Genomic DNA, 248 nt, shown 5'->3' on the forward strand with positions numbered 1-248 from the left:
GGATGCCTACATGGAAGCGTTTAAATCGCTATTTGTATACACTGCCGATATTCGTCGTGCAGGCTCTGCCGCGTTAGATATGGCCTATGTGGCGGCAGGCCGTGTTGATGGCTTCTTTGAGATTGGTTTGAAACCTTGGGATACCGCTGCAGGTCAACTATTGGTAAAAGAAGCCGGTGGTTTGGTGATGGATTTTGCTGGCGGGGCTAACCACGAGAAAAGCGGTAATGTGATCTGCGGTTCACCAA

Annotated in this window: 1 protein-coding gene; it reads left to right on the forward strand. The window is 50.0% G+C overall.

Annotated elements, in window-relative coordinates:
- Positions 1 to 248: inositol monophosphatase family protein (locus tag CWB98_RS23585; protein ID WP_283241229.1), on the forward strand; the 248-nt coding region annotated here is incomplete at both ends.

It is taken from the genome of Pseudoalteromonas rubra (assembly GCF_005887115.1).
Classification (GTDB): Bacteria; Pseudomonadota; Gammaproteobacteria; order Enterobacterales; family Alteromonadaceae; genus Pseudoalteromonas; species Pseudoalteromonas rubra_F.